This window comes from Bacillus sp. 5B6, from assembly GCF_000259405.1.
Lineage (GTDB): Bacteria > Bacillota > Bacilli > Bacillales > Bacillaceae > Bacillus > Bacillus velezensis.
Genome location: NZ_AJST01000001.1, coordinates 868811 through 886933, shown reverse-complemented (window position 1 = coordinate 886933; position 18123 = coordinate 868811). Strand labels below are relative to the sequence as shown.

The window sequence follows — 18123 nt, the reverse complement described above, 5'->3', positions numbered from 1 at the left end:
CCAAAAAGGAGCTTCGGATCTTGTTACAGTGTAAGAACGTGACCTCCATCGAAGAAATAGAGCGCACGCCCTTTCACTTTCGTTTTTGTAATTTGTTCAACCGCTTTTGTATACAATTCGATTTGTGTTTCATACCTTTTTTGCAGAATCGGAGCCGCGCCTTCAAATCCGTTCCGGAATTTCCCCTCTATCCGATCTGTTTTATAGTCCAGCAAATAGAGACCGTCCGCAGTTTCGTAGAGGCAGTCAATAATCCCCTGCACGAGCAGCGGTTCACCGGCCGTTTCGGCATCCTTGTACACCTCGCCGGCCGGAAGCGCCATACTGAACGGCACTTCCCGGTCAATCCGCAGCGCCCCGAGAAGGTCTTTACCGATTTCAGTTCCGAAAAACTGAACAATTTCTTCTATATCAATAGCTTCCTGCTGTTCTTCTGTCAGCAGCTCTTTTTCGTAAAGCATCCGGACCGTCCGCTCCGCTTCTTCGGCAGTCGGAACGTGCGTCAGCGGTATGTGCTGCATCACCGTATGCATCGCCGTTCCTTTTTCTGCGGCTGTCAGCCCTTTTTTCATCATAAAACCGGGACGCCTGTATAAAAGCGTGTCTCCTGATGGTTTGATGAGAGAGCGGCCGCTGTATTCATCCTCGTATTCTTGCTTTCTCTTCAGCTCAGAAACTGACTGCTTCGTTCTGATAGCCGTCAGCTCTCGGTACGGATATTCCCATTCAAGCAGACGGCGCGCCTGATCATCAAATGAAAACGAATCAGGAATCGGCTCGCCCTGCTGTATCGCTTTGAGACGTTTGCTCTTTTCTTCAGCACGTTCTTTTGGATTCTCTTCCAGCAATTCACTTTGCTCCAGCATCCGGATGTGAAAACGCGACGGGTCGCGCGCGATATCCTCAGATGAGGAAAGTCCCGGCGTCCTATGCGCCTCCATGTCACGGTGGCGGATGAGCGCCGGCCCGATAAAGTCCAAATAAGATGACGCCTGATAGCGGTCGAATTCAGAAAGAAGCCAATCAGCCCGGTCTGCTTGCGCCTGCCATTTGGCCAGCTGTTTTTCCCGGTTTTTGCAAGAACCGACGAGAAACAGCTTTTCCTTCGCTCTGGTCAGCGCCACATACAATACGCGCAATTCTTCGGATAAGAGCTCTCTGCGCATCTTTTTCTTCATCGCCACAAGCGGAAGAGTCGGATAGCTGATCCTGAGTTCCGGATGAATGTACTTCGTGCCGAAACCGAGCTCTTTATCAAGCAGGTATGATTTGTTGAGATCCATCATATTAAAACTTCTGCCGAGTCCGGCGGTGAAAACGACGGGGAATTCAAGTCCTTTGCTGCTGTGAATCGTCATCAGCCGAACGACATCCTCCTGCTCGCTGAGCGCCCGGGCCGTCCCCAGATCATCGCCGCGCTCCTGCATCCGTTCAATGAACCGCAAAAAGCGGAATAACCCGCGGAACGCCGTCGCTTCGTACGAGCGCGCCCGGTCATACAAGACGCGCAGATTGGCCTGGCGCTGCTTTCCGCCAGGCATGCCGCCTGCATAGTCAAAATATCCGGTATCGCGGTATACTTCCCAAATCAGCTCTGACACCGAATGATTCGTCGAAAATGACCGCCACTTTTGCAGACTGTCATAAAAGGTTCTCAGTTTTTGATACAGGTCATCATGCCTGTCACCGTTCGCTATATATGCTTTCAGCGCTTCATAAAACGGCGCTTTTTTCTTTTCAAGGCGTATCAGCGCAAGTTCATTTTCGTCACAGCCGACGATGGGCGAGCGCAGCACGGAAGCAAGCGGAATATCCTGATACGGATTATCAATCACCTTCAAGACTGAAAGCGCCGCAGCCACCTCCACAGCTTCAAAGTAACCCGACGTCAAATTGGCGTAAACCGGAATGCCCTGGTTTTTCAGCTCTTCCATTAATTGCGGCGCCCACGGCATGGAGCGCAGCAAAATTACGATATCCCGGTACTGGATATTCCGGTGTGTTTTTGTTTTGCCGTCATATACCTTAAACGGAGATGAGACAAGCTTTCGTATCTCCCCGGCTATCGCTTTTGCTTCCCAGTGCACGGTTTCAAAGTCTTCGGCATCCTCGGAGCTGTCTGCGCCATCAGCGCTGTCAATGAGCAGCAGTTCCGTTTTTGCCGCGTCATTCGGCGGATACGATGCGCCGAGCTTCAATGCCGCCTGTTCATCGTAGTCCACTTCGCCGATTTTTCCGCCCATCAGCTGCTTAAACAAGAAATTCGTACTGTCCAAAATATCGGAGCGGCTGCGGAAATTTTGGTTCAGGTCAATTTTCTGCCCCGCACCTTCCCCGCTTTCTGTAAACCTTTTATATTTCCCGAGAAACAGCAGCGGCTCAGCAAGTCTGAAACGGTAGATCGATTGTTTGACGTCGCCTACCATAAACAGATTTCCCGTCTCTTCATTCCCGCTTTTAACAAGCTGCAGGATAGACTCCTGCACAAGGTTCGTATCTTGATATTCATCAACCAGAACTTCATGGAACTGGTCTTGATAATAAACGGCCGCTTCGCTCGGCACCCGCCTGCCTTCTTCATCAGCCGCAATTAAAATCGCCAGGCAGTAATGTTCCAAATCTGAGAAATCAATAATTGATTTTTCTTGTTTCGCCGCTTCAAATCGTTTTCCGTACGATATCACGAGCTGAACGAGCGTTTCGATGACAGACTTCATATCTGCTAAACTCTTTAAGTGATCTTGCGGACTTCTTGTAAAGTAATCATTCTTTAACTTTTCGATCAGTTTCTTCGCGCCGTTTCGCAAATCGGTCGCTTCGTCCAAAAGCGCTTTGTCAAATTCATCACCCTTTACCGCCTTCGCCCGCTTAAATGAGACTGCGGGAACCCGTTCATACAGCGCATCGAAGTCATGCCGGCAGCTGATCAGCTCTTCTATCTGCTGAAGGTCATCCAGAAAATTATCAGCGCGCGGGGCCGGCCCGCCGGGCGCTTTTGTCAGTTCAAGCGCCTTTTCAAGCTTTTGTTTTGCCCCGAAGAGCGCCATTTCAGCATCTTCTCTCACATATTGGTAAAACGGAAGCTCTTCCATTTTGCTTTTTTCCGTCACGTCATACAGGCGGACAAAGCTTTGCAGCCACGCTTCCGGGTCAGGATGCGACCGGGAATACTCGTACACCCGTTTGACAAGGTCTTGAAGATCGAGATCATGCCTGTCTGTCGTATATCTGTCCGCAAGCTCAAAAAACGCCTGATTCCCTTTTGCGTATTCATCTTCAAACAGCTCATCAAGCACCTCGTCTCCGAGCAATTCGCCTTCCGTCTGGTCAGCCATCCGAAAACCGGGGTCAAGATCAATCATATAATAATATTTTTTAAGCACTTGCAGGCAGAAAGAGTGAAGCGTCGAAATGCTCGCCCGATTTAATAGAGAGAGCTGCCGTCTGATATGCAGAGATCCCGGATTTTTGGCGAGCTCTTTTTCTAATGCTTCCGCGATCCGATGCTTCATCTCCGCTGCTGAGGCGTTTGTAAAGGTCACCACAAGGAGCCTGTCAACATCAACCGGATCTTCCTCCGCGGTTATCTTTCTGATCATCCGTTCCACGAGCACGGCCGTTTTACCTGATCCGGCTGCGGCAGCGACCAGAATATCGCGCCCGGAAGAAACGATGGCGCTCCATTGGTCATCCGTCCATATGCTGTCTTTCGGTTTAGGAATTTGCATCATCATCCGCCTCCTTTTTCAGCCAATCCAGTATGGTGCCGTCTTTTTCCGCTTTCAGGCTGCGGTATTCATTTTCCTTAAGCGACTCATCAAACTGGCATACCGACTTAAACGCACAGTACGTACAAGGCGTCTTATCTTTCAGCTTATACGGGGTAATGGACACAAGCCCGTCCGTTATCGCTTCGCCCGCCTGTTCAAATGTCCGCCGCACATGGTCTGTCAGCAGATGAAAGTCCTGTTCGCTGACCGCGGCTGAGTCGGATCTTAAAGAACCGTCCTTTTTCAAACCGGCATTGACGATATTTGAACGCCCTTCCTCCAAGGTCGTGTCCATCAGGCTGATCGCCTCCCGGTCACCGAGGAGAAGGCCTTTCATCTTAAATTTCTTGAAAATTTCCTGCTCGATTTCATCAAGCCCCATCGGCAGACTGGCCTGAACCATCGGATCATGGATATGGAAATACAAAACGCCTGCCGGGGTCGCTTTCATGCCGAGCCAATCCGCAGAATGTGTAATCGATAAGTCAAGATATGTGAGCATTTGCAGAGCGAGCCCGTAATACACCTCAGCCAGATCAAGCCCCCTGTCGCTTGATTTATAATCAACGATTCTCAGCAGCAGGCCTTTTGAACTTTCCGCTTTATCCACGCGGTCGATCCGTCCGACGAGTTCCATCGTACAGCCGTTTTTCAGCGTGAAAGTGAGCGGAGGCAGCGGCCCGCTTCCGCCGAAACCGAGTTCAAGACCGACCGGGACGAAACCGCTCGCCTTCGCATGCTCGCTTAATATGCCAGAAACACGCGTGACGATCTTCTGCAGTTTTTCCTTCACGTAAAAGTGTCTGTTTGAGCTGAGCAGAATCTCTTTTTGCAGCTTTGGCGCAAGCCGTTCCACCGCTTCATAGGAGAAATTCCGGCACTGATCTTTCGTCAGATCGCGCCATTCCAGCTTCTGCTCACGAAGCCGGTCTGAAATCAGCTTCAGGCTGGAGTGAAACAGCTGGCCGATATCCGGCGCTTCCAGCTTGAAAAACTGCCGCTCTTTTAATTGCAGCCCGTGAGATGCAAAATGAGAGAACTGGCAGGCATTAAACGCCTCCATCCGGGAGACGCTTCCTTTAATATGCTCGCCGTAAAGCTGGCGCGAAACAGGCCGTTCAAGACGCTTCGCCTCATTGCGGAAAAACAAGCTTGAAAACAGCTTTTTCGCACGCCGGTGATCAGACTCTTTCATCAGCACATTGTATGCGCTCCACCATACGTCACTGATCTCGTACTCTCTTGTCCACAGCCTGAGCTGACTTGCCGTATATGTCTGAGCCACCTGTTTATTGACGAGATACTGAAGCTGCTCTTCTTCGCTTACCTGCTCGGGATCAGCCGCTGACAGCTTTTCCTGATGATCGGGAAACAGCTCGCCAAGCCTGTTTACAACGATTGACGGCAGGAGCGTTTTTCCTTCCGCATCGGCAATCGGGTATGACACATAAAGACGGTCAGAGGGACTTGACAGCGCCATATAGATGAGAAAATGCTCATCAAGCAGCCGCTCACGCCCCGCGGAAGACAGCTCCACTCCGACCGCTTTCAGCCACTCCCGGTCATCATCAGACAGCACGCCGTTTTCATCCGGGCGCGCCGGAAGAACACCGTCATTGGCTCCGATGACGAATGTGCAGGACGTGCCGTACATTCTTGAGAGATCCATATTCCCTACAAATACTTGGTCAAGCGCAGGAGGAATTAAAGAAAAATGAAGCGATTCCGTTCCCGTTTCAACCATTTGCTGGAACAGCGCCAATGATATTTCATCTTCACCCATCATGCCGGCAAACTCCTCGAGAAGCTGGATAACGGCATCCCACGCCTGGCCGTGCTGCTGCGCTTCGATCATGTTTCCGGCCTCTTCGGCCCGCTGCCTTTTCCGGTCCAGCTTCAGGGGAACATCGGTATCTTCCAAAAAGAGATAAAGAGCCTCCGCCATGCTTTGAACCGTTTTCGCTTTTTTCATCCGGTTTTGAAGCCGGACGAGGGGCGCGGCTATCCACTCTCTCGTCTCATTCAGCATGTGTTCCATCTCTATTTCCTGATCCGTCTGCGCGAAATCCTCATCGAGTGATACGAAGCGCCTGTATACAAACCGCTCGCCGCTTGTCCAGCGCTCCCCTTTAATGCCGTAGGCGATACAGTAATTTTCAAGCTGATCAACCTGCTCTCTTATTTTCTGCTCCGGCTGATCAAGCGGGAATAACAGTTCGGTTTTCGCACAGCGGAACACCGCTTCATATCTCCAGTTCCCCTTCACGACATCGAGGCTTGAACGGATGAATTCAATAAGCGGGTGATGCTGCATAGAAGCTTTTCCGTCAATAAAATAAGGAAGCCCGTAATCGGCAAACACTTCCTTCAGCAAATCTTTATAATCTTCCGGCTGACGGATGAGAATCGCCATATCTTTGTACCGGTATCCTCCGTCCCGGACAAGCGATTGAATTTCCCGGGCAATACCTTCAAGCTCAGCTCTTCTGTTTTGCGCCTGCATGACGGTAAAAGCTTCCTGTCCGCCGGTATACGCCGCGGCGGGACGCACATCGTACTGCGACTCTATACAGGCAAGCTCCGGCGCATGCCGATGCCGCTTCGTGCCATGCAGTTCCTTGCAGGAAATATCAGCATTCAATTCCTTTGCCGTCTGATAAAGCTTATAGTATGTGCTTCCCGTCATTCTGAACAGATCGAGCTCATCCGGTGCCTGTTCCGCCGAAGGGCTGTCCGCCGTCAGCGAGAATGTGACATGTTCAGCATGCATGATCAGCTGCTCCAGCACCCTTAATTCCTGCGGCGTAAATTGATAGAATCCGTCGACGTAAACACGGGCGCCTTTTACAACGTCCGCCAAAGGAATCTGCTGAGCGAGCAGCGTCAAATAGTCCTCTGAATGCAAATAGTGTCCGGCGAGGCTTCTTTCCATCTGCTGATATAAAATGCCTAAATCATGAAGTTTTTCAGACAGCATCCGCTCTCCGCGATATTCTGACGCCGTTCCGCTTTCCGCCATGCGGCGGACATCTTCAGGCTCAATACAGTACCGCTTAAACTCTGTCAGCATCCGTTCCACCTGCTCAGTGAACCCGGTTTTGTCACTCGCTTTTTGATACACTTTAAACTCGTGCTTATATTCTTCAATCAGTTTCCTTAAAAGCATCTGCACACCCGTCGTCGTCACAAACGGGCGGTTCATGCCCCCGGTATGCTGAAGCACGCGCCACGCCAAACGCGAAAAACTGAACACTTGAGCGCGTATCATGCCGCCGATATCCGGCGTTTTAGCAAGCTCATATTCCATTAAAAACGTCATTTGATCCGGGACTAGAAAAATGATCGGTTTCCCGAACGGCTCCCGGCGCAGTTCATCTTGAATGCTGTCGATAATCAGCCTCGTTTTCCCACTCCCCGATCTGCCTACTAAAAACTCAACACCCAAATTAGAAGACCCCTCTCTTTTTATCTTTCTACATTTTATCGAAAGTTGACGAAAATGACCAATCTCATCTGCTGGTAAAAACGGGATGACTGTTTTAAAACATATCGTTTTTGTCCAAATTAAAGAAAAAAAGGATTAAATATGATGTCAGAATATCCCGAAGTAATTGTACGGACGGCTCTGTCGTTCAGCATTCTGTTTATCGGCGCCCGGATACTCGGTAAACAAACCATTTCACAGATGACGCTTTTTGATTTCATTGCGGCCATCTCGCTCGGCGCCATCACGGCAAATCTGTCGTTTAATACAAAGCTGCCGATTCATTATAATGTCATTGCCTACATTATTTTCGTGGCAATCATTTACCTTGTCGCATATCTTTCTATGAAAAACAGGGTCCTTAGGGGTTTCTTTGCAGGCAAACCGACCATTATCATTCAAAACGGTAAAATACTTGAGCATAATATGAAAACGATGCGTTATACCATCGACTACTTGAACCAGCAGCTGCGTGTAAATGACGTATTTGACATTTCTCAGGTTCAGACTGCCATCATTGAAACAAACGGCAGCATGTCAGTGGAGGTCAAACCGGAATTTGCGCCCGTTACAAGACAGGATCTCGGCATCTTTGCCGGACATGAAAAGAACTTTGCCGTTGAGCTGATTATGGACGGCCGGCTGGTGGTGAAAAACCTGGAGGAAAACCACGTATCGGAAAAATGGCTGAGAGAAGAATTGGACAAGAGAAACCTCAAACCGGAAGACGTCGTATACGCTGTGCGCGGAAGCAACGGCCGGCTTTTTGTCGACACATACGACGACCATATTACATCGCCGCTGGATCAAGAATAAAAATGACATCCGCACATGTCACGGGCTGCCGCCGTATAATACCCTATAAACATCCGGGGGTGAGTCCAATGCACGAGAATTTTTTTCATTATACAGCCATCTGCAGTGACGATTCTGTGCTTATCAAGGATCTGGTAAAATCCATAAACGGTGAATACAGCGCTGTGATTTGCTACTCAATATTAGCCGAAAAAGCGCCGACCGCAGAAATCAGAAGACGAATCGAACATATCAGAGAAGAAGAAGTGCGCCACCTGCACGCTTTTTCTTCTCTGTATACGTCAATTACCGGAAAACAGTTGACGCCGAAACAGACGGAGCATTGTCCGCACACATACAGAGAAGGACTGAGGGCGGCGTTTTATGATGAGCAGAAAACGAATGATTTTTATTTGCAGGCATCCGATAGAGCGGTGCACCCTGAAGCGAAGCGGTTATTTGCCCGCACGGCATTTGACGAGCAGCGTCATGCCGTCTGGTTTTTATACGATATGGCCCACTCTCCTTTCCACCATACAGGGGGAACGGTATCAAACGCGCCGAACACAAGCTACACCGAGGTAAATACCGGAAAATAACGGTTCAGGCAGATCACACTCCCCCGCCGGGAGTCTTCAGACCGCAGACAAACCCCGTTCTTTCAACATGAGAGAATGGGGTTTACTTTTCGAGCCGTTTTTATACTCCCTCCAAACAATGGATAACTTCTTCATTGTATAATCAGCAAAAACCCTTTATAATAAAATAAACCAACCGGTCGGTTTTTAAGGAGCCGAACCTCATTTGGCGGAAAGGATCTGTGTGAAGTGACAAATACAAAAGGCGGCGCCGGAAAGAGCGAAAAGACGAAGAAAAAGCTCGTATCCGCTTCGCGTGACTTATTTGCAAAAAAAGGATATTCAGAAACATCGATTCGGGATATTTTAGAGGCGGCCGAGATCAGTAAAGGCAATCTATATCATCATTTTAAAGGAAAAGAGTTTCTGTTTCTTCATATCATGGAAGAGGATCACCGCGTAATGATTGAGACGTGGAGGGAAATGGAAGCTGATCTGAAAAATGCTGCCGAAAAACTGACGGGCTTTGCGGAGCTGCTCAGCCGGATGAGCATCAATTACCCGCTGATGAGAGCAAGCGAAGAGTTTTATGCGAGTGCGTTTACGTCGGAGGAGGTCGTAAAACGTCTCAACAAAATTGATATTGAATATGACGATGTGATGAGAGAGATCTTAGAAGAGGGAAATCAAGACGGCAGCTGGTCCATTCATCATGTCGAATCAAAAGTAAAAATCCTGCTGTCCGTCTTCTACGGTTTAGATGTGTTATATAAAAACGATACCATCCAGCAAAGAATCGAATTGCAAAAAGAAGCCATCTCCGTGTTTATTCACGGGTCGATCAGCGCTGATAAACAGAATGACAGCTGACAAAGGAGAAACAACATGCAAAAACCGATCAGAGAACAAAAGGCTGTACTCATCATCTTATTAAGCAACATATTTATTGCGTTTTTAGGCATCGGATTGATCATTCCCGTTATGCCGCTGTTTATGAATGTGATGCACTTGACGGGCAGCACAATGGGATACCTTGTCGCTGCCTTCGCCGTCGCGCAATTAATTGCATCTCCCATTGCGGGGAGATGGGTTGACCGCTTCGGCAGAAAAATCATGATTCTCGCCGGACTGTTTTTGTTCGCATTATCCGAACTGACCTTCGGATTGGGCACACATGTCTCCATTTTATATTTCGCAAGGGTGCTGGGGGGCCTCAGTGCCGCTTTTATCATGCCCGCTGTTACAGCGTATGTCGCAGATATTACGACGGTGCAGGAAAGATCGAAGGCGATGGGCTATGTATCTGCCGCCATCAGCACAGGGTTTATCATCGGGCCCGGCATAGGAGGATTTATTGCCGATCACGGCGTTCGTATGCCGTTTTTCTTTGCGGCGGGAATTGCATTTATCGCAGTGATTTCCTCTGTCTTTATGCTGAAAGAGCCGTTAACTAAAGAAGAACGCGCAAAGCAGCTGGAAAGCGTCAAAGAATCAACCTTCTTAAAAGATTTGAAAAAGTCGATTCATCCAAACTACTTGATCGCCTTTATCATCGTTTTTGTTTTGGCATTCGGACTGTCGGCGTACGAAACAGTATTCAGCTTATTTACAAACCATAAATTCGGCTTCACACCAAAGGATATCGCCATTATTATTACGTTCAGCTCCATTGTGGCGGTCCTCATTCAAGTGCTCGCGTTCGGCAGACTTGTCAACTTCCTCGGGGAGAAAAAAGTCATCCAGCTTTGTCTGGTCATCGGCGCTGTGCTGGCTTTCGTTTCTACGGTGATGTCAGGATTTTTGCCGGTGCTCGCTGTCACTTGCATCATTTTCCTTGCGTTTGATTTACTGCGCCCGGCACTGACTACTTATCTATCGAAAATCGCAGGAAACCAGCAGGGGTTTGTTGCCGGTATGAACTCAACATACACGAGTTTGGGCACCATTTTCGGCCCGGCTCTGGGCGGTATTTTATTTGATATGAATATTCATTTCCCGTTTCTGTTCGCAGGTGTGGTTTTATTTCTCGGTCTGGGATTGACCTTTATGTGGAAAGGAAAAGCGGGCGAGGTTTCGGAGTAGGGTGCACTCACCCATCTCCGGAGCTTTTTTTATGTTTGTGATAAGAAAAATGAATGGATTATGAGAAATAATTCATTATTTATTTATCTCAAAATCTATACTATAGTAATAGTAAGGTTAATGAGCTTAACAATTTAATATGAATGTTTCAGGAAGAAGGGTTTTCATTGAAGAAAGACAAACATCTCCTAACGGATATCTGGTTTATTCTCATCAGTGCGGCAGGGGGGTTTCTTCTTTCGCTTACAGGGATGTCGATCGCCTGGATGCTCGGAACGCTGGCCGCCGGCTGCATCCTCTCCATGACGAGGCCCCGCTGGCTGTTCATGGCGCCTGACAGAAGAGGGATTCACCGCAGATGGCTTGCGGCGGGACAAATGATCCTCGGCATCGAACTCGGCCAGAAACTGAACCTGTCCGTTCTCTCGGTTTTACGGGAGCATTGGCTTCCGGTAGGCTTCATGCTGATTTTCTCTATCGTGATGGCGCTTGTTTCCGGATATGTGCTCTTTCGGTTCAGCCGGACGGACATGATGACAAGCTTTGTAGGCACGGCGCCGGGCGGTTTATCCGCCATGCCGGGTATCGCCCAGGAAGTCGGCGCAAACACCGCGATTGTAAGCCTTATTCAGCTGACGCGCGTCCTTTTGGTCGTCATGACAATACCGTTTCTCGTCATTTTCTTATTTACCAAACAAAACGGTGCGGCTCAGACATCAGCCGGAGCCGTTTCGGCAGGCGCTTCACATCCGGGCCTTACTCCCGTCTTGTTAACGGCCGGATTTATTTTGGCTGCCTGGCTTGCAAGCAAAGGCGCAAAACGGCTGAAATTTCCGGCCCCTTGGCTGCTCGGCAGCATGATCGGCGTTGCTGCTGCGGAAATCGGCGTGTCCGCCTTGGCGGGCAAAGACATGCTGGCCTGGTGGCCGCCGGAAGCGAACCAGCTGTCACAAATATTTCTCGGCGCCACAATCGGATCAAAAATGTACAAAAGCATGTTCACCGGCGTGACGAGAGTGCTGACCGTCGGGTTTATTTCTTCCGTCGGATTAATCGCCGCCATGATTCTGAGCGCGGTTGCGGTTTCTAAATTAACGGGCATCTCCATGATTACATCAGTTCTCGCCTTTTCTCCCGGCGGGATCGCCGAGATGGCGGCGACTTCGATCACCCTGCACGAAGACTCGACTTTCGTCGTCGCGGTTCAGGTCATCCGGATCGTTCTCGTCATCGCCATGCTTCCGCCCTTCTATCGGCTGCTGCACCACCTTTCTCAGCTGAAACGGGCACATGGCGAAAGAGGCCGGGCAGAAAGAGGAACATGATCTGAATAAAAAACACGCATATGGATGCGTGTTTTTTATTTGAACAGCTCTCCGCCGCCATTTACAGACCGCCAGTTTGCTGAAAGATCACGGAACAGCCGTTCAGCAAATAACAGTTCTTCATCTGTATAGCGGTCTAAAAACGCCAAGAGCCGGTTTTTTATCAATTCATGATATTCATGATGTAGGGAATGCAGCTCTTTCCCGGCAGGAGTCAGCCGGAAATAGACTTCTTTTTTATTGTCGCTCAGCCGGGTCCTGCGCAGAAAGCCGGCTTCCAAAAACTTCGCGCAGCTTCTCGACACGGTCGGCTTTGTCGTCTTCATTTTTTCCGCTATTGACGTGACATTGATCGGTTCATGATCTCCGATACACGACAAAATGTGAATTTCCGTCAAGGTCAGCTGTAATTTTTTCCCGTTTTCTTCACGGAGTTCGTCCATCCGTCCGGCCAACGACGCCCTGATGTCCTCCTGACACCTCTCCTGCTCGTGAAAAATATCTGTCAGCCTTTCAAGAATCATGTGTTTTGCATGGTCTGGCTGTCTTCTGTCCAACTGCTGAGTCACCCTTCCGTATTGATTGTTTCTTTTACTATAACGTTTTGTTACACAAGAAACAATCACACAGGCGCATAAAAGGGTATCAGATGAATCCCCATCTCTCCAAACCGGCCAGAACGGCTTCTTCCGCTTCACGTCCCGAGCCGCCGGCTGCCCATGCCGCGTGGCCGTCCGGCCGGATCAAAACGGAGTGGGCCTCATCCCAATCGGCACGTGTTTCAGCAAGCTCCGCCCTGACAGCTGCCACACTGTCCGTATCAATACCGGCGGGAATGCTCCCTCTTAATGACAGAAGCACAAAGGCGCCCTTATGAAGAAAATCATACAGCCGGGCCGGCCGCCCGTCATGAAGGGTCAATTCGATATCCGGCAGGCGTTTTCCGTTCAGGGTATGCGGCGGCAGCTCCGCATCCGGTTCATAATGCAGATCAAGCGCGGATACTTTTCCCGCCAATAAACGGTTGGACTCCTGAAAATCCAGCAAAGCGGTCATCGTTTCTCTTAATGCCATCCCCGACTCGGTAAAATCCATGAGCTTTATCTGCGTTTTGATATTGTGCAACACTTCTTTTCCTGTGCTGTGCCTTTCCTGATGATAGCTGTCCAGAAGGTGAGGCGCCGCTTTCCCCTTCATTTGCGCTGCCAGCTTCCAGCCGAGGTTGAAGGCATCCTGAAGCCCCGTGTTCAGGCCTTGGCCGCCTGCGGGAAAATGAATGTGCGCCGCATCACCGGCCACAAAAACCCGGCCTGATCGGTATTGTTCGGCCTGACGCTCGGCATTGCCAAACCGCGACATCCATACCGGATCACTCAATCCGAAATCAGTGCCGCATATCCGCCGCAGGTCTTCTTTCAGCTCATTTTCGGTGACCGGCTCTTCCTTCCGCTTTTGCGGGGCGTGCGGAGAAACGATGAGGACGCGGAAAAGTCCGTCCGTAAGAGGGACAATCACAACCGATCCCTCCAGGCAGCACGTTGAAAAAAAGGAAGATTCGGGCGGATGTTTCAAAGCGGCATCACAGAGGGCTCCTGTTAAGTCGGCATCAGTGCCCGAAAAAGCGATGCCCGCCTGTTTCCGGACAATGCTCCCCGCTCCGTCTGTACCCGCGGCATATAAGCTGTGAAGAGTGCGGATCCCGCTTTCGTCCCGGAACACCGTCTCCACTCCGTCATCCGTCTGGGTGACAGCCACCGCTTCCGCCCCGCGGATGATGTCTGCGCCGAGACTTGATGCATACTCCTCCAAAATCCGCTCCGTTTCTGCCTGAGGCAGCATTAACGAATAATTCTGCTTCGTATCCAGCCGAGAAAAATCCAGCCGTGTATCCAGCATGGAAAAATGGCCGGAAGACACCTTCGTCCCTTTTTCCAAAAAGCGTTCCAATATGCCTCTCATGGCAAAAAGCTCAAGTGTGCGCGGATGCATGATAAGCGCTTTGGAATATGGCACCGTCTTCTTCAATCGTTCAATGACAGTCGTTTTCACTCCGGCCAGCGCCAGTTCTGATGCAAGCATAAGCCCGACCGGACCTCCCCCGATAATGGCAGCCTGTGTTTTCATCTCATCAGCCCTCTTTCATATTTTTGTTACACACGTAACAAAATCACTAAAAAATAAACGCTTCTTTTTTTGTTTCGCGCGTAACAATTTTCATTATAGTCTTTCCTCTGCTTTTTTACAATCATTTCTGAAAAAAAGACGCCGTTCACTTGGCGTCTGATTCACTGATGACTCCGACAATGTCTTTATCCTTAATCGGACCGAAATGACGGCTGTCGAGGCTGTATATGCGGTTGTCGCCAATAACAAAGTATTGTCCCTTCGGTATGCTTTTGCGCCCGGTCGTTTCCTTCAGCGTATAATCACCGGTCACATGGCTCCCGGCGGACAATGATGACTTTAACGGTTTTAAAAACGGTTCCGCCACCCGTTTTCCATTCACATACAGCTGATCCTCCCTGTATGCGATTGACTCGCCGGGGAGCCCGATAACTCGTTTGATCAGCACTTTGCGATGCGGGCCTTTAAACAGGACAATATCGAAACGGCGGATCGTTTTGTAACGATGGGAAAACTTGTTGACCAGCAGCTCATTTCCTTGTTTAAAGGTCGGATTCATGCTGATTCCTTCGACTTTATAATCAATAAAAATGGCATTCTTTAATTGTATGGCCAAAACAACGATAAGCACGCCGGCTATAAACCAAAATCGTTTTTTCAAGATTCCTGTCTCCCTCCGTCTTTCTCATGCTGACTGATTCTCGTCTGTAAACGCCGTTCGATATGCTTTCCGGCATACCACAGCACCGCGATCACCGTTATGGCGCCCGCCATCCTAAAAGGCTGTGTTATGAGTGCGTGAAGATCATACCCGATAAAGCTGATCATAAAGATCATGACCATTTTCCCCATAGCGGCTGCTGATATAAACTGCAGCGCCCCCACCCGTGACAGACCGGCAACGATATGAACCGCAGCGGACGGCGTAAAGGGGAAGCAAAGTAAAATAAACAGCGGACCGAAACCGTGCCGCTCAACCCAGAGCATCATCCGCCTTATGGTCTGATGCCTGCGGATGAAACCGAAAGCTCTTTTCTGTCCGAAACGGCGGACGGCATAAAACATCAGCATTGATCCTGCCGCAGACCCGAGCCATGACAGAAAAAAACCTTCCCACAAACCAAATGCATTCGTATTCGCCACCACAAATACAACGAGCGGCAAAAACGGAAGAAACGCTTCAATAAAAGGCAGTACAGCCGCAGCCGCCGGGCCGAAAGCTCTATAGCTTTGGAACCATTCCGTCAGCTGTTCCTCAGTCAAATATGATAAAAATTGCTCCAACGTTTATACTCCTTAACGAGTTTGTCTATCCTTATTCTACACATTATCTCCAAAAAACGAAAATGTTTACGAGATTTTCCGACTTGAAATATCGTGTAAGCGAATATAAAATAGGAACAAACGTTCTCTTTTTAAAGAAAGAAGGAGTATTTATGCCTGACATCCGGAGCGGCACCCGCGATCTCATCGAAAAAGGGCTGTTTCTGCCCATGGCGGCTGCCATCCTGAACCGGGACCTCGAAGCGCTTGATTCGTGCCCGTTCAAATTAAAACAACCCTATAAACAGCTTATCGGCTGCTCTTTAAAATTAGCACAAAAGGATTTGAGTGATGTTCGAAAAGAGTTAAGAAAGCGTAAAATTAAAATATACGAAGCAGAAAGAGACGAAGCATTTACGCTTTATATATGCACCATTAACGGCTATGAAGAAAAACACCGTTATTTTAACCCGAGAATACGGGAACAGGTAACCGCCTTATTGGAATACTACCTGTCTCTTGCGACCATTTAAAAAGCAGCCGGGACTGCTTTTCCTTTTCAGTCGATAAATTTCAGACTATTCACACTATACATTCGACATGATTTTCTTTATAATCGGGACACGCTGTTTTCAATGAAAAGGAGGAATGTTATGAAACTGATTCATGTTCTCGCCGCCCTGCCCTTTTTCGGAATTCTCGCCGGCATTCCATTTGCCAACCGGGTGACGCCTTATGTTTTCGGAATGCCTTTCATTCTCGCGTATGTCGTCATCTGGGCGGTGCTGACTTCCGTTCTGATGGCCGCCGTTTACAAATTGGACAAAGAAAACAAGGCGGGTGAGGCGGAATGAACGCAGCATTTCCCGTAATGGCCGCCGTGCTCCTGTTTTGTGTATATCTCGGAATCCGGGCCCGAAAAGGAAAAAATATGGACCTTGAACAATGGACGGTGGGCGGACGCGGCTTCGGCACGATGTTTGTCTTTTTATTAATGGCGGGAGAAATATACACGACCTTTACATTCCTCGGCGGAAGCGGATGGGCTTACGGAAAAGGAGGCCCCGCCTTTTATATTATCGCATACGGCTGCCTTGCCTACATTTTGTCATATTGGCTTCTGCCAGCCGTGTGGACTTACGCCAAACAACACAAACTGATGTCGCAGTCAGATTTTTTTATTTCCAAATACAACAGCCCGCTCCTCGGCATTCTCGTATCGCTCGTCGGCATCGCATCCCTCATCCCCTATCTCGTCCTGCAGCTGAAAGGGCTCGGATTAATTGTTTCAGCAACGTCATACGGACAGATTCCGCCCTCAGCCGCTGTCTGGATCGGCGCTGTCTCCATCACGATTTATGTGATGATATCAGGAATCCACGGTTCGGCGTGGATATCAGTCGTTAAAGATATCATGATTTTAGGCATCGTCCTGTATTTAGGCATTTATTTGCCCATTCATTACTATGGCGGGTTTACGGAGATGTTCAAACAAATTGACGCCGCAAAACCCGGATTTCTCACGCTGCCCGAAACCGGACAGAGCGTTTCCTGGTTCAGCTCAACGGTTTTGCTGACCGCCCTCGGCTTTTATATGTGGCCCCATACATTTGCCGCTTCCTATTCGGCGGAGCATCCGCGGGTGTTTCGGAAAAACGCAATCATCATGCCTCTTTATCAGCTCGTCCTGCTGTTTGTCATCTTTACCGGATTTGCGGCGATTCTGCAGGTGCCCGGTTTAAAAGGGGCGGACACGGATCTCGCCTTATTAAAGCTGTCTGTGAAAACCTTTGATCCCTGGTTTGTCGGACTGATCGGATCGGCGGGCATTCTGACGGCGCTTGTACCCGGTTCAATGATATTAATGGCCTCAAGCACGCTGTTCGCCAAAAATGTGTACAAAGCCATTCTGCCCGGCACGACTGACGAAAAAGTCTCACGGCTCGCAAAATACGCCGTACCCGTCATCGCGCTGATATCCGTATATTTTACGCTGAAAGGCGGAAATACCATCGTCACCTTGCTTTTAATGGGCTACAGCCTTGTCACCCAGCTTTTCCCCGCCCTCTTATTCAGCCTGCCGAAGCGGCGTTTCATCACAAGCCACGGCGCTTTTGCCGGCATAACGGCCGGGGTCGGAACGGTGGCCTTCATTACGCTGACCGAATCAACCATCGGAACCCTCTTTCCGTTTCTTCCGCAGATCGTTAAGGATATGAATACAGGCATTATCGCACTGGTTCTGAACATCGCCGTCATGTTTGCAGTCAGCGCCGCAGTCAGAAAAAAACAAATCGGCGCAGCCGAAAAGGCGGCTTAAATGGTAAGATAGCGGTAAGATACACGAAAGGAGAAAAACGCATGATCATGACAACGACCGAAACCGTCGCCGGAAAACAGATTACAGAAGTGAAAGGCTTGGTGACAAGCAGTATCGTCCAGTCCAGACACATCGGCAAAGACTTGCTTGCAGGCTTAAAATCTGTCGTCGGCGGCGAATTGAAAAGCTATACTGAAATGCTGGAAGACTCCAAAAAAGCGGTGAAAGAGCGGCTGATCAGAGAGGCGGAGCAGCTCGGAGCGAACGCCATCGTCGGCCTGCGGTTCGAACTGACCGCAGGACAGAACACATCCGAATTAATCGGATACGGAACCGCCGTCACCGCCGAATCCATTTAAAAAAACAAGCCTCTTTAAAGAGG

Annotated in this window: 15 protein-coding genes; 9 read left to right on the top strand and 6 right to left on the bottom strand. The window is 49.3% G+C overall.

Going from position 1 to position 18123, the window contains the following annotated elements; translation table 11 throughout:
- Positions 1–23: 23 nt before the first annotated feature.
- Positions 24–3728 carry a helicase-exonuclease AddAB subunit AddA gene (gene addA, locus MY7_RS04335; RefSeq protein WP_029325957.1) on the bottom strand — a complete coding sequence of 1235 codons (3705 nt, stop codon included), beginning with the start codon at positions 3726–3728 and terminating at the stop codon, positions 24–26.
- Positions 3715–7215, bottom strand: a complete 3501-nt coding sequence (gene addB, locus MY7_RS04330; RefSeq protein WP_007610504.1) for a helicase-exonuclease AddAB subunit AddB — start codon at positions 7213–7215, stop codon at positions 3715–3717. Before addB ends, addA begins: the two co-directional genes overlap by 14 nt.
- A gap of 141 nt (positions 7216–7356) precedes the next feature.
- Between addB and MY7_RS04325 the strand changes: the two genes are divergently transcribed.
- The 5 genes from MY7_RS04325 (at position 7357) to MY7_RS04305 (ending at position 12034) form a co-directional block, all read left to right on the top strand.
- Positions 7357–8070 (top strand): DUF421 domain-containing protein, encoded by a 714-nt coding sequence (locus tag MY7_RS04325; RefSeq protein WP_007610502.1) that lies wholly within the window; start codon positions 7357–7359, stop codon positions 8068–8070.
- A gap of 68 nt (positions 8071–8138) precedes the next feature.
- Positions 8139–8648 (top strand): ferritin-like domain-containing protein, encoded by a 510-nt coding sequence (locus MY7_RS04320; protein WP_007610501.1) that lies wholly within the window; start codon positions 8139–8141, stop codon positions 8646–8648.
- Between the two features lie 228 nt (positions 8649–8876).
- Complete coding sequence (locus MY7_RS04315; RefSeq protein WP_007610500.1) at positions 8877–9497, top strand: TetR/AcrR family transcriptional regulator; 621 nt, start codon at positions 8877–8879, stop codon at positions 9495–9497.
- 15 nt (positions 9498–9512) lie between these two features.
- Positions 9513–10709, top strand: coding sequence for an MFS transporter (locus MY7_RS04310; RefSeq protein WP_007610499.1), 1197 nt, complete (start codon positions 9513–9515; stop codon positions 10707–10709).
- Positions 10710–10876: 167 nt separating this feature from the next.
- Positions 10877–12034 carry an AbrB family transcriptional regulator gene (locus tag MY7_RS04305; RefSeq protein WP_025284526.1) on the top strand — a complete coding sequence of 386 codons (1158 nt, stop codon included), beginning with the start codon at positions 10877–10879 and terminating at the stop codon, positions 12032–12034.
- 35 nt (positions 12035–12069) lie between these two features.
- Here the strand turns inward: MY7_RS04305 and MY7_RS04300 are convergent, their stop codons facing one another.
- The 4 genes from MY7_RS04300 to MY7_RS04285 all read right to left on the bottom strand — a co-directional run bounded on the left by MY7_RS04300 (position 12070) and on the right by MY7_RS04285 (position 15442).
- A complete protein-coding gene (locus MY7_RS04300; protein WP_007610496.1) occupies positions 12070–12591 on the bottom strand; it encodes a MarR family transcriptional regulator in 522 nt (173 codons plus the stop codon).
- 88 nt (positions 12592–12679) lie between these two features.
- Positions 12680–14158 carry a monooxygenase gene (locus MY7_RS04295; RefSeq protein WP_007610495.1) on the bottom strand — a complete coding sequence of 493 codons (1479 nt, stop codon included), beginning with the start codon at positions 14156–14158 and terminating at the stop codon, positions 12680–12682.
- Positions 14159–14303: 145 nt separating this feature from the next.
- A complete protein-coding gene (lepB, locus tag MY7_RS04290) occupies positions 14304–14819 on the bottom strand; it encodes a signal peptidase I (RefSeq protein WP_007610493.1) in 516 nt (171 codons plus the stop codon).
- Entirely contained in the window at positions 14816–15442 is a 627-nt protein-coding gene (locus MY7_RS04285; RefSeq protein WP_007610492.1) for a TVP38/TMEM64 family protein, read from the bottom strand. Before MY7_RS04285 ends, lepB begins: the two co-directional genes overlap by 4 nt.
- Before the next feature lie 152 nt (positions 15443–15594).
- On the opposite strand from MY7_RS04285, the gene MY7_RS04280 reads away from it, so the two are divergent.
- The 4 genes from MY7_RS04280 to MY7_RS04265 all read left to right on the top strand — a co-directional run bounded on the left by MY7_RS04280 (position 15595) and on the right by MY7_RS04265 (position 18100).
- Positions 15595–15954 (top strand): hypothetical protein, encoded by a 360-nt coding sequence (locus MY7_RS04280; protein WP_029325958.1) that lies wholly within the window; start codon positions 15595–15597, stop codon positions 15952–15954.
- A 120-nt stretch (positions 15955–16074) separates the two neighbouring features.
- Positions 16075–16275: a DUF3311 domain-containing protein gene (locus MY7_RS04275; protein ID WP_007409181.1), complete on the top strand. Its 201-nt coding sequence runs from the start codon at positions 16075–16077 to the stop codon at positions 16273–16275.
- Complete coding sequence (locus MY7_RS04270; RefSeq protein ID WP_029325959.1) at positions 16272–17741, top strand: sodium:solute symporter family protein; 1470 nt, start codon at positions 16272–16274, stop codon at positions 17739–17741. Before MY7_RS04275 ends, MY7_RS04270 begins: the two co-directional genes overlap by 4 nt.
- A 41-nt stretch (positions 17742–17782) precedes the next feature.
- Positions 17783–18100 (top strand): YbjQ family protein, encoded by a 318-nt coding sequence (locus MY7_RS04265; RefSeq protein ID WP_003155166.1) that lies wholly within the window; start codon positions 17783–17785, stop codon positions 18098–18100.
- Positions 18101–18123: the final 23 nt, after the last annotated feature.

Coding starts and splice junctions, on each gene's coding strand:
- MY7_RS04325 (WP_007610502.1), top strand. CDS start 7,357: ATGATGTCAGAATATCCCGAAGTAATTGTACGGACGGCTCTGTCGTTC.
- MY7_RS04310 (WP_007610499.1), top strand. CDS start 9,513: ATGCAAAAACCGATCAGAGAACAAAAGGCTGTACTCATCATCTTATTA.
- addA (WP_029325957.1), bottom strand. CDS start 3,728: ATGCAAATTCCTAAACCGAAAGACAGCATATGGACGGATGACCAATGG.
- MY7_RS04265 (WP_003155166.1), top strand. CDS start 17,783: ATGATCATGACAACGACCGAAACCGTCGCCGGAAAACAGATTACAGAA.
- MY7_RS04275 (WP_007409181.1), top strand. CDS start 16,075: ATGAAACTGATTCATGTTCTCGCCGCCCTGCCCTTTTTCGGAATTCTC.
- MY7_RS04280 (WP_029325958.1), top strand. CDS start 15,595: ATGCCTGACATCCGGAGCGGCACCCGCGATCTCATCGAAAAAGGGCTG.
- MY7_RS04320 (WP_007610501.1), top strand. CDS start 8,139: ATGCACGAGAATTTTTTTCATTATACAGCCATCTGCAGTGACGATTCT.
- MY7_RS04270 (WP_029325959.1), top strand. CDS start 16,272: ATGAACGCAGCATTTCCCGTAATGGCCGCCGTGCTCCTGTTTTGTGTA.
- MY7_RS04295 (WP_007610495.1), bottom strand. CDS start 14,158: ATGAAAACACAGGCTGCCATTATCGGGGGAGGTCCGGTCGGGCTTATG.